This window comes from Luteitalea sp. (assembly GCF_022842525.1).
Classification (GTDB): Bacteria; Acidobacteriota; Vicinamibacteria; order Vicinamibacterales; family Vicinamibacteraceae; genus Luteitalea.
Window position 1 is genome coordinate 24,957 of the sequence record NZ_JALHPM010000053.1, and the last position, 10,892, is coordinate 35,848.

Below are 10,892 nucleotides of genomic sequence, written 5' to 3' on the forward strand. Positions count from 1 at the left end.
ATTCGCCGATGCGCTCACCGCCGTGGTGTGCCGGGAGCGCACACTGCGCGGCCCGCACGTGCAGGTGGCGCGCCCATGACGGTTCTGCCCGCGACTGACGAATCCGTCAGTCCAGGCACAGTCCCGTCCGTGACGCGCCGACGACGACGCGGAAATGCCCGTGTTGGAGCCCGGCGGTTCAGGCGCGCGACTTGCAGCAGAGCCGGACGTGGCTGCCCCGGCACGCGCCGTCCTCCCTGTGACCGAGTCCCCCGAGGGGTCGGTACGGGCGGCGTTCGGCCACGTCCGCCCCCTGTACATCCCGGTCCATCTGGACGGTCTGGTGATGGACTCGGTCGTGGACTTCCACCTGTATCTGCAGACCTCGCCCGGCCACTTCGTCCTCTTCCGGGGCCCCGACCTCGAATTCACCACGCCGCACCATGCGCGCCTGTTGGCCAACAACGTCCAGACGCTGTGGCTGAAGGGCGACGAACGGCGACGCTACGAACAGTACGTCGAGCGGCATCTCGAGACGCTGCTCGCCAATCCCCAGATCGCCACGCCGCGCAAGGTCGAACTGCTGCAGTCGGCGGCGCACACCACCCTCGAAGCCGTGATGATCGACCCGCGGCACACCGAGGCGGTGCCGCGCACCCGGCGCGTCGCGCAGCAGACGGTGCAACTGCTCGTCAAGGAGAAGGAAGCCCTCGGGCACATGGCCGCCCTGATGGCGCGCGACTACGACACCGTGCGCCACTCGATGAACGTCAGCATCTTCGCGACGGGACTGGCCCACGCCGCCGGGGTACGCAACGCCAGTGACCTCCGCGATCTCGCGCTCGGTGGCCTGCTGCACGACATCGGCAAGAGCGAACTGCCCCGCGAGCTGATCGTCAAGCCGGGTGCCTACACCGACGGCGAGATGGCCCTGATGCGCACCCACGTCGTCCGCGGCGAGCACATCCTGCAGGCCGACGGCCGGATGGGCTCGCTCGGCATGGTCGTCGTCTCGCAGCACCACGAACGGCTCAGTGGCCATGGCTACCCGCGGGCGCTCGAGCCGCAGCACATCCATCTGTTCGGCCGCATCGCCGCCATCGCCGACGTCTACGACGCGATGACCAGCGACCGCAGCTACCAGCGCGCGATGAAGCCGGTGGACGCACTGCACCTGATGACGACGCACCTGGCGTCGCACTTCGATCAGGACCTGTTGAAGACCTTCGTCAAGACCTTGCGCGCGCCTCGAGTCTGATCCCGCGCTCCCGCGGTCCACCGGACGAGCCGCCGGACGCTTGGTACGATCCGGCATGCCCGAACGCTGCCCCTGGTGTGGCACCGACCCGCTCTACGTCGCCTACCACGATGACGAATGGGGCGTGCCCGTGCACGACGACCGTCGCCTCTTCGAACTGCTCATCCTCGAAGGGGCCCAGGCAGGGCTGAGCTGGATCACGGTGCTGCGCAAGCGCGAGACCTATCGCGAGGCGTTCCACGGCTTCGACATCGCGCGCGTGGCGGCGATGAGCGAAGAGGAAGAGGCGGCCCTGATGAGCAACGCGGGGATCGTGCGCAACCGCCTGAAGATCCGTGGGGCCCGCAAGACGGCCAACGCCGTGATCGACCTGCAGGCGCGGCATGGGTCGCTCGATGCCTTCCTCTGGAGCTTCGTCGACGGCCAGCCCAGAGTGAACCACTGGACGTCGATGTCGCAGGTGCCGACCGCGACACCCGAGGCGCAAGCGATGAGCAAGGCGCTCGCCCACGCCGGTGCCACCTTCGTCGGCCCGACGATCTGCTACGCCTTCATGCAGGCGGCGGGACTCGTCGACGACCACCTCGCGCACTGCTTCACGCGACACCGATAGACCGCACCAACCGTTTCGCCCCAACGCCCGTCTAATGCGTCGATTCCCGTGCGCGACCTTCTGTGGATCCTCTGCCTCGCTGGCCTGTCGGGGTGCGTCCAGTCGCACGCCGACCCGGCTCCGACATCCACCGCTGAGGTTGCTGCAGCCACGGTCGAGGTCCAGCGACGCGACGTGACGCACGTGCTGCGCCTCCACGGCACGGTCGAGCCGGAGAGCGCCGTCGCCGTGGTCGTGCCGCGGATCCTGGGCCAGAACGTCACCGCGCTGGTGGTCACACGCCTGGTCGCCAACGGCAGTCGCGTCTCGGCAGGCGACACGCTGGTCGAATTCGATCGTCAGGCGCAACTCGATCTGGCGCTCGAGAAGAAGGCCGAGTTCCGCGACCTCGAAGAGCAGGTCCACCGCAAGGTCGCCGAACAGACCGAGTTGCGGGCGAAGGACGACACCGCGCTCAAGACCGCCGAGAACGCCCTCGCGCTCGCCGTCCTCGAGGTCGGCAAGAACGACATCCTGCCGAGGATCGAGGCCGAGAAGAATCTGCTGCTGCGCGAGGCGGCAGAGGCGGAAGTGGCCCAGTTGCGCCGCACGTACGCCCTCAAGGTGGCGGCCGCGAAGGCCGAGGTCCGCACCCTCGAAGTCCGACGTGATCGGGCGCGACGCGCCTGGGAGCATGCCGAGCGCAACGCCGAACGCCTGTCGATTCGCGCGCCCATCGGCGGCCTGGTCGTGCTGCGATCGATCTGGAAGGGTGGGCGGATGGGCGAGCCGCAGGAAGGTGAGGAGGTGCGCACCGGACTCGGCCTGCTGGACGTGGTCGCCGAAGGAGCGATGCGCATCCGCGCCAAGCTGAACCAATCCGATCTGGCGGGGCTCGAGGTCGGACTGCCGGCCGACGTGTCGCTGGATGCCTACCCATCGCGACGCTACCGGGCACGGCTCGAGCGGCTCTCGCCCGTCGCCACCCCGGGCATGTCCGACAAGGTGCGCAACGTGCTGGCGCAGTTCTCCGTCGAGGGTCGCGACGCCGTCCTGACACCCGACCTGTCGGCCGCCGTCGACGTCCGTCTCGGCCACTGGCCCGGCGCCCTCACCGTGCCACGCCGCGCCATCGTCTGGCGCGACGCCGCACCTGGCGTGCTCAGTGGCGGGCAGTGGCGCCGCGTCACACTGCTGGCCCTGACCCCGAGTGACGCGGTGATCGGTGAAGGCCTCGCGGCAGGCGACCGCGTCGGCCTCGACGAGGCGGCGCCGTGAGGGGCGCCTTCTCGCGACGACGTGTGATCGTCGGGGTCCTGCTGCTGGGGCTGGCGACGGTCGGCGGGTGGCAGGTGCTCGGGCGCGGCGGGGTCGACGCGGACGTGGAAAGCGTCGAGGTCATCCGCGGCAGGTTCGACGACCGCACGACGATTCGTGGCGAGATCCGGGCGCTGCGATCGCAGGCGCTCACGGCGCCGTCGGATGCCGGTGAGCTGCGCATCCTCGAGCTCGCGCCCAACGGCGCCAGGGTGAAGAAGGGCGATCTGGTGATCGCGTTCGATGCCACATCGTTGCGCCAGCGGCTCGACGAGAAGCACTCGGATCTTCGCGCCTCGCAGGCCGAGATCGCCAAGGCCGATGCCGAGGGGCGGCTGAAGCTCGAAGAGTTCACCACGGGACGCGTGACGGCCGAGTTCGACGTCGAACGCGCACGGCTCGACGTCACGGCCGGCGCCATGCAGTCACGCTTCGACGAACAGAAGGCGACGCTCGCGCTGTCGGACAAGCAGCAGAAGCTCGTCGAGACCGACACCGTGCTCGACAGCGGGCGCGCGGCCACCCGGGCGACGATCGGCGCGCTGGAAGGCAAGCGGGAACGGGCCCAGGCGGAAGTCGGGCGCACGTCGCGCGGCTTGCAGGCGCTGGTCATCACGGCGCCCACCGACGGATTGATGGTGGTGCTCGACAACTGGCGCGCCGGCCAGTTCGGCCAGGGGTCACGCCCGTTCCAGGTGGGCGACGCCGCCTGGGCCGGCGCCCAGATCGCCGAGTTGCCGGATCTGTCGTCGGCGCGCATGACGGCGATGGTCGACGAGGTCGACCGCAGCCGGCTGAGCGTCGGTCAGGACGCCACCGTCCGCATCGACGCCATCGGTGACAGCGACCTGCCGGCGCGACTGGTGTCCATCGGCACGATTGCCAAGACCGACTTCACCAGCGGGTGGCCGCCCCGGCGCGGCTTCGAGGTGGTCCTCGAACTGACGACCAGCGAACCGCGCGTGCGGCCGGGCATGACGGCTGTGGCCAGGGTCGCGGTCGCGCGTCACGAGCAGCAGACCCTGGTGCCTTCACGCGGCTTGTTCCCGCACGGCGGTCGCACCGTCGCCTGGGTCGTGACCCCGCGCGGCCTCGTCGCGCGATTCGTCGGCGTGGCCCATCGCAACGACGACATGACGGCCGTCGCCTCCGGCCTGTCGGTGGGCGACCGTGTGGCCCTGACGCCACCGGCCGACGCCGAGGCACGCCTCGCCGCACTGGAAGAAGGGCCCTCATGACCATGCAGCGGATGACGGCAGCCCTGCCGATCGTCGCCGTGCTTGCGACCGGCTCGACCTCCTGTACCCGGGCGGCGGGCAGCGAGGCCGTGCCCACCATCACCGTGAGCCGGGGCGACGTCAGCGCGGACGTCCACACGTCTGGCGAATTCGTCGCCACCCGCTCGCAACTGGTCACCGCTCCTGCGGTCACGGGCACCCTGCGGCTGGTCGCACTGGCCTCGACCGGCACACGCGTGGCGGCCGGCGACATCGTGATGCGGTTCGACACGGCGGAGCAGGAGTTCATGCTCGAGATCAGCGAGAGTGAAGTGGAAGAGGCCGGTCTCGAGATCCAGAAGATCGACGCCGATCGGGAAGTGCAGGCGGCGCAGGATGCCGTCAACCTGCTCAAGGCCCGCTTCGATGTGCGCCGCGCCGAACTCGACGTCACGACCAACGAGTTCCTTGCCGAGGTCGAGGCACGGAAGAATCAGCTGACCCTCGAGGAGAATCAGCGAAAGCTCGCGCAGATCGAGGAGGACGTCCAGTCCCGGGCCCGCACGGGCGCCGCGGCTCGCGCCGTCGCGGACGAGAAGCGCCAGAAGGCCATCCTGGCTCGCGACCGGGCGCGTCAGTCCATCGAGCAGATGACCGTGCGCGCGCCGTTTGCCGGCATCGTCGCCGTGCGGCAGAACCAGGATGCGTCAGGCGGCTTCTACTACACCGGCATGTCGATGCCGGACTATCGCGAGGGCGACGTGGTGTTCCCCGGACGTCCGGTCCTGATGGTGCTGGATCCGGCCGCCATCCAGGTCAGAGCCCGCGTGCCAGAGGCACTGGCGTCCAGCGTCACGCCGTCGCAGCAGGCCCACGTGCAGTTCGACGGCAGCACGCGGCCCCCGGTGGTCGCCACCGTCCGCACGGTTGCCGGCATGGCCGACCGCGGCGGGCCCTTCCGCGCGTCCGTGCAGCGGGAATTCGACGTCACGTTCGCGATGCCGCCGCTCGAGCACGCCGTCGAAGCGGGCCGCACGGCGCGCATCCGCATCGAGGGGACGCCGCTGCGGCGGGTCCTGTCGCTGCCGCGCCAGGCGGTCTTCGACCGCGATGGCACGCCGACGGTGTTCGTCGATCAGGGCGGACGCTTCGTGCCCACCGCCGTCAAGGTGACCGCGCGCACGCAATCGCGCGTGGTCGTCGATGGCCTCGCCGAAGGCACACGGGTCGCCCTGCGCGACCCGACCGTCGCCGACGATGCCCCGGCGACGACGCCAGCAGCGGGAGGTGCGCGATGAATGCGTCGACCACCGCCACCGGTCCGCGCCATCGCCGCTGGTCGGCGCGGATCGGGCCCGACATCCGCATGGGCCTCGAGAACCTGCTGGCGCACAAGCTGCGCTCGCTGCTGACGATGCTCGGCATGATCTGCGGGGTCGCGGCCGTCGTCGCCATGCTGTCGATCGGTGCCGGGGCGCAGCAGCAGGTGATGGCCTTCATCGAGAACCTCGGTGTGCGCAACCTGATCGTCGAGGCGCGCGAGGCCACCGACTGGCAGAGCATGCAGAAGATGCGGGCCGTGTCGCCCGGCCTGACGTTCACCGACCTCAGACTCGTCGAGGCCAACGTGCCCGGGATCTCCGGCATCTCGCCCAGGAAGCGCTTCACGCCGACCGCGCTGCTGCCTCGACCCGGGCGCGACATGCCGGTCGTGTTCGGCGTGGCGCCGGGCTACCGGGCCATCGCCGGCCTGGCGATGGCGCAGGGACGCTTCTTCGATGAGGAAGAGGCCAGGCGCGCCGCTCCCGTGGCGGTGCTCGGCGATGGCATCGCCGAGGCGCTGTTCCCGGGCACATCGCCGATCGGCCAGCACCTCAAGGTCAACGAGCAGTGGCTGCTGGTGATCGGTGTGACGCGGCCGCAGATGACCGCTCCACGTGGCACGAGTGGACTGCCGGCCGACGATCGGAACAACCTCGTGTACGTCCCGGTGTGGACGGCGATCCTTCGACTGGAAGACTCGACCAGCAGCGTCAAGGACGAGATCGATGGCCTGTACGTCCAGGTCGCGTCGTCCGACACGTCACCGGTGGCTGCGCAGGCCATCCGCGGGCTGCTCGACGAGACCCACAAGCGGGCCGGCGACTATTCGCTCGTGGTCCCGGCCGAACTGCTGGCCGAGCAGCGGCGCACCCAGCAGATCTTCCAGATGGTGATGGTGGCCATCGCCTCGATCTCCCTGCTGGTCGGCGGCATCGGCATCATGAACATCATGCTGGCGAGCGTGCTGGAGCGGACCCGCGAGATCGGCGTCCGTCGCGCCGTCGGCGCCCGCCAGGCCGAGGTCGTCAGGCAGTTCCTGATCGAGGCGACGATCATCTCCGGGCTCGGCGGCGTGCTCGGCGTGGTCGTCGGGGTGCTGATCTCGCGTCTGGTGGCGTACTTCGCCGGGTGGACGACGGTGATCACGCCGTTCTCGGTGGCCCTCGCCTTCACGGTGTCGGTGGCGGTGGGTCTGCTCTTCGGCGTGTACCCGGCGCGCAAGGCGGCACGCCTCGACCCGGTCAAGGCCCTGCACTACGAGTAGGGGCCGCGCGGGGACCGGGCACGGACCGGTGGACGGAACCGATCGCGAGCCCCACACGTACCGTTGCGCGTGCCTGCCGCCGTTGCCACGGGGCTCGATGCCCTGCGCGCCAATCCCCTCAGAACGCTGCTGTCCACCATCGGCGTCGTGATGGGAGCGGCCTCGCTGGCCGCGGTGCTGTCGCTCGGCGACGGCGCGGAAGCGTTCATGCGCGAGCGCATCGCGTTCGAGGGCATGCACCGCATCGCCGTCGAAGCGCGCACCGCCGATGTCATCGACGGCCATCGGATCCCGCGGCAGTCCTATCCGATCTTCGCGGCCGGCGACGCCGACGCCGTCGCCGCTCTCCTGCCGGACGCCGACGTGCGGCTGGAAGTCACGGGCACCGCATTGACCGGCTGCCGGGACGGCGCCCCGTGCCTCGAGGCACCAGGGTCGCCAGATGCCGCCCTCCGTGCCGTCCAGGTGAGCGGGCTGTGGCTCGCCGGCACGCCATCGCCCCCCGCACTCCTCGCCGGTCGATGGTTCACCGCGGACGAACTCCGCACGGGCGCGCGCGTCGCGGTGGTCTCGCGCGCCACGGCCACGGCGCTGCTCCCGCCGACGACGACCTCGCCGGTCGGCGGCGTGATCGCGCTGGGTCACGCGTCCTATCGCATCATCGGCCTCGTGGCCGACGCGCCTGGTGGGCGCGACCTCTCGGCGGCCGTTCCCCTCGACACCGTCGACGACGCCCTCGTGCCGGTGCCCCAACCGCGGGCCCGCACACTGACGGTCACCGTCCGGGCCGTCGAGCAGGCGCCCGACGTCCGCCGACGCCTCGACGCCCTCGTCGACGAGCGTGCGGACTGGCGTGGTCAGGTCCGCGTCGTCGCGCATGGTCCGGAGCGGCTGGCGCAGGTGACGCAGGGCATCCTCGTGATGAAGCTGATGCTCGGCGCGTTCACGTCGATCTCGCTGCTGGTCGGCGGCATCGGCATCATGAACGTCCTGCTGGCCTCGGTGGCCGAACGCACCCGCGAAGTGGGCATCCGGAAGGCCGTCGGCGCCCGCCGGCGGGACATCCGCCGGCAGTTCCTCACCGAGTCGGTCGCCATCTCGTCGGCCGGCAGCCTGATCGGGGTGCTTCTGGGCCTGACCGGGGCGCGGGTCGCCACCGCGATCATCCGCGCCCAGACCGACGCGCTGGTCTACGCCTCGGTGAGCGTCAGCACGCTCGTCATCAGCGCCCTCGCCGCGCTGATCGTCGGCATCGTCTTCGGCACCTACCCCGCCGTGCGCGCCGCACGCCTCTCCCCCATCGACGCCATCGTCCGCGAGTAGCGCCCGGGCGCCGACGCGTGGCCGGTCAGGTGGACACGACCTGCGCGCGCCGACGCGCGATCAGCCGGCGTTCGGGTGCCGAGCAGCCGCAGGCGAGCGCACGGTCGAAGGCCGTCAGGGCCTCCGACGTCCGGCCCACCTGCATCAGGAGCGTGCCGCGCACGGCGTGCGCGAGGTAGTAGTGATCGAGACGCGACAGCAGGCGATTGGCCTCGACGGCGGCGAGCCCGGCGGCCGCGCCGTACCACTGGGCGAGGGCGACCGCGCGGTTCAGCTCGACCACCGGGGATGGCGCCAGCGCGTGCAACTGGTCGTAGAGGGACACGATGCGAGGCCAGTCGGTGCGCGCGAGATCCGGCGCGGTGGCGTGCGTGGCGGCGATGGCCGCCTGGACGTGGTATGGCGACAGGTCGTCCCCGGCCGCGCTGCGATCGAGCCAGACGAGCCCCTCGGCCAGCCGACCGCGATCCCACTGCGCGCGGTCCTGCGCGTCGAGCAGCAGCACGTCGCCCTCGGGCGTCGTGCGCGCGGCGAGGCGCGCCGAGTGCAGGAGCATCAGCGCCAGCAGCGCGGCGGTCTCGGGTGAGGCCGTCTCCGGGCTGACGGCCAGCAGCCGCGTGAGGCGCACCGCTTCCTCGCAGACATCGGGTCGGGTCAGGTGCGCGCCCTCGTGGGCGGCGTACCCTTCGTTGAACATCAGGTACAGCGTCTCGAGGACGGCGCTGCGCCGTGCGACGAGGTCGTCACGCGTCGGCATGTCTGCGACGGCATCGGCCTCGCGGAGGGTGCGTTTGGCGCGGACGATTCGTTGCGCCACGGTCGGACCGGGCTGGAGGTAGGCGCGGGCGATCTCGTCGACGCCGAAGCCGCAGACGGTCTTGAGCGTGAGGGCGACGCGGGCCTCGCGCGACAGCGCGGGGTGACACGTCAGGAACATCACGCAGAGGTCGGCGTCGCCGAACGGCAGGCGGCCCTCGTCGAGGCCCTGCTCGCCGAGCGCACGCACGGCCGCGGTGATGATCGGCTCGCGGTCGCGGAACCAGCGGGCACGACGCATCCGGTCCAGGGCCTGGTTGCGCGCCACCGTGAAGAGCCAAGCGACGGGCTGCGCCGGGACCCCGCTGAGGGGCCAGACGCGCAGGGCGCGCAGGAGCGCGTCCTGGACCGCGTCTTCCGCCACGTCGAGGTGACGTGCGCCCAGCACGCGGGTGAGGCGGGTCACCATGCGACCCGCCTCCTCCCGGAACAGGTGCGTCACCAGGTGATCAGGACTGCTCGTCACCCGTCTGCTCGAGCTCCCGGATCTCGATCGACCCGAGTTCCAGGTGCGGGCAATCCGACGCGAGGCCGACCGCGTCGTCCCAGGAGTCGGCGGACACGACGTAGTAGCCGCCGATGATCTCCTTGCCTTCGACGAACGGACCGTCGGTGACCGACAGGCCGGCACTGCCTGGCCGGAGCACCCGACCGGTGCGGTCCTGCAGCTTGCTGGCATCGACCAGGAGGCCACGGCTGGCGAGTCCGTGCGTCCAGTCGATGTAGCGCTGCAGCACCGCCTGCATCGCCTCGGGACTCATGTCGGGAAAGGTGTCGGCGTCACGCAGCAACAACAGGTATCTGGCCATCTCGTGTCCTCTCGTCTGGCAGCAAGCATACGGGGCACATCCCCGTCTCGTGCACTGTTGCCCTGAAGACGAACGGGACCGCCGGTGATCGACACCGGCGGGCGCCGCCTAGAACGAGAAGTAGAAGACGAGGTCGGCGCCGTAGCGCTCGATGCGCTGCGTCAGCGAGCGGTTGCCGGCCGTGAGCCCGTCGCCCTCGGCCACGTTGCCCTGCAGGCGGAGGAAACTGGCCAGGCGGTATTCGAGCAGGAACTGGGTGACCTGCTGGTTGCCGAACTGCTGGCGGAAGCGCAGGAACAGGTCCTGCGTCACCTGCTGGCCGATCACCACCGCCGGATTGACCCGGCCGGTCGGGTCGGTCGTCTCGACTTCGAACTGGTCGAGGTCGAGCGAGCTGCCCAGGGCCTCGGCCAGCGGCGTCACGACGAAGCCAGCCGCGATGCCGCCGGCACGTTGCGCGAGCGAATTCTGCTGCCCGGTGCCGAGCTGGTTCAGCGGCTGGTTGAACACGATCAGCGCGAGGATGTCCCCTTCGTCGAGCGGCGGCGTCGACGACAGCGACAACTCCGGCTTGCGAGCGGTGCCCATGATCCGGACACGCGCCTCGACGCCCTGGATGACCCGCTGCGCCGTGATGTCCAGCCGGGGGTCGATCTCCTCGGCCCCCCGGAACAGGATCTGCCCGTCGCGCACGAGATCGAACCGGCGCCCCTGATACGAATACGTCCCCCGCACGGTGTTCACCGCACCCAGCAGCACCGTCGGCTTGCCCGCGGTCTTGGCCACCCGGAAGTTGCCCCCCAGCGTCGCGTTGAGGTCGCCAATCGAGGCGCGCTGCGCCTCGATGCCCTGCCCACGCAGCACGAGGTTGTCGGGGATCTTCACCTGGAGGTTGAGCGCCGTGTCGGCGAAGACGTCCGCCGACGTCTCCGGTGCGGCGGCGGTGGCCCCCGCGGACGCCGTGGCGGGCGCGGCCGGGGTGGCCGCCGATGTC

The 10,892-nt window shown here is 70.6% G+C and carries 10 protein-coding genes; 7 read left to right on the forward strand and 3 right to left on the reverse strand.

Annotated features, from left to right (window positions below; translation table 11 throughout):
* The first annotated feature begins 208 nt into the window (after window positions 1–208).
* The 7 genes from Q0C41_RS12720 to Q0C41_RS12750 all read left to right on the forward strand — a co-directional run bounded on the left by Q0C41_RS12720 (window position 209) and on the right by Q0C41_RS12750 (window position 8,273).
* Window positions 209–1,237 (forward strand): HD domain-containing phosphohydrolase, encoded by a 1,029-nt coding sequence (locus Q0C41_RS12720; protein WP_291984155.1) that lies wholly within the window; start codon window positions 209–211, stop codon window positions 1,235–1,237.
* Window positions 1,238–1,292: 55 nt separating this feature from the next.
* Window positions 1,293–1,850, forward strand: a complete 558-nt coding sequence (locus Q0C41_RS12725; RefSeq protein WP_291984156.1) for a DNA-3-methyladenine glycosylase I — start codon at window positions 1,293–1,295, stop codon at window positions 1,848–1,850.
* A gap of 48 nt (window positions 1,851–1,898) precedes the next feature.
* Entirely contained in the window at window positions 1,899–3,107 is a 1,209-nt protein-coding gene (locus Q0C41_RS12730; protein WP_291984157.1) for an HlyD family efflux transporter periplasmic adaptor subunit, read from the forward strand.
* Window positions 3,104–4,384 (forward strand): hypothetical protein, encoded by a 1,281-nt coding sequence (locus tag Q0C41_RS12735; protein ID WP_291984158.1) that lies wholly within the window; start codon window positions 3,104–3,106, stop codon window positions 4,382–4,384. The genes Q0C41_RS12730 and Q0C41_RS12735 overlap by 4 nt, the downstream gene beginning before the upstream one ends.
* Window positions 4,381–5,661 (forward strand): HlyD family efflux transporter periplasmic adaptor subunit, encoded by a 1,281-nt coding sequence (locus Q0C41_RS12740; protein WP_291984159.1) that lies wholly within the window; start codon window positions 4,381–4,383, stop codon window positions 5,659–5,661. Before Q0C41_RS12735 ends, Q0C41_RS12740 begins: the two co-directional genes overlap by 4 nt.
* Window positions 5,658–6,950 carry an ABC transporter permease gene (locus tag Q0C41_RS12745; RefSeq protein ID WP_291984160.1) on the forward strand — a complete coding sequence of 431 codons (1,293 nt, stop codon included), beginning with the start codon at window positions 5,658–5,660 and terminating at the stop codon, window positions 6,948–6,950. The genes Q0C41_RS12740 and Q0C41_RS12745 overlap by 4 nt, the downstream gene beginning before the upstream one ends.
* Before the next feature lie 69 nt (window positions 6,951–7,019).
* The gene (locus Q0C41_RS12750) at window positions 7,020–8,273 is read left to right on the forward strand and encodes an ABC transporter permease (RefSeq protein ID WP_291984161.1); all 1,254 of its coding nucleotides are present in this window, start codon (window positions 7,020–7,022) and stop codon (window positions 8,271–8,273) included.
* A gap of 25 nt (window positions 8,274–8,298) precedes the next feature.
* Here Q0C41_RS12750 and Q0C41_RS12755 read toward each other — a convergent pair whose 3' ends face one another.
* The 3 genes from Q0C41_RS12755 to Q0C41_RS12765 all read right to left on the reverse strand — a co-directional run.
* Window positions 8,299–9,555, reverse strand: coding sequence for a DUF6596 domain-containing protein (locus Q0C41_RS12755; RefSeq protein ID WP_291984162.1), 1,257 nt, complete (start codon window positions 9,553–9,555; stop codon window positions 8,299–8,301).
* A complete protein-coding gene (locus Q0C41_RS12760; protein ID WP_291984163.1) occupies window positions 9,539–9,898 on the reverse strand; it encodes a YciI family protein in 360 nt (119 codons plus the stop codon). The genes Q0C41_RS12755 and Q0C41_RS12760 overlap by 17 nt, the downstream gene beginning before the upstream one ends.
* A 108-nt stretch (window positions 9,899–10,006) precedes the next feature.
* The coding region (locus tag Q0C41_RS12765) for a translocation/assembly module TamB domain-containing protein (RefSeq protein WP_291984164.1) at window positions 10,007–10,892 on the reverse strand (886 nt) is incomplete at its 5' end.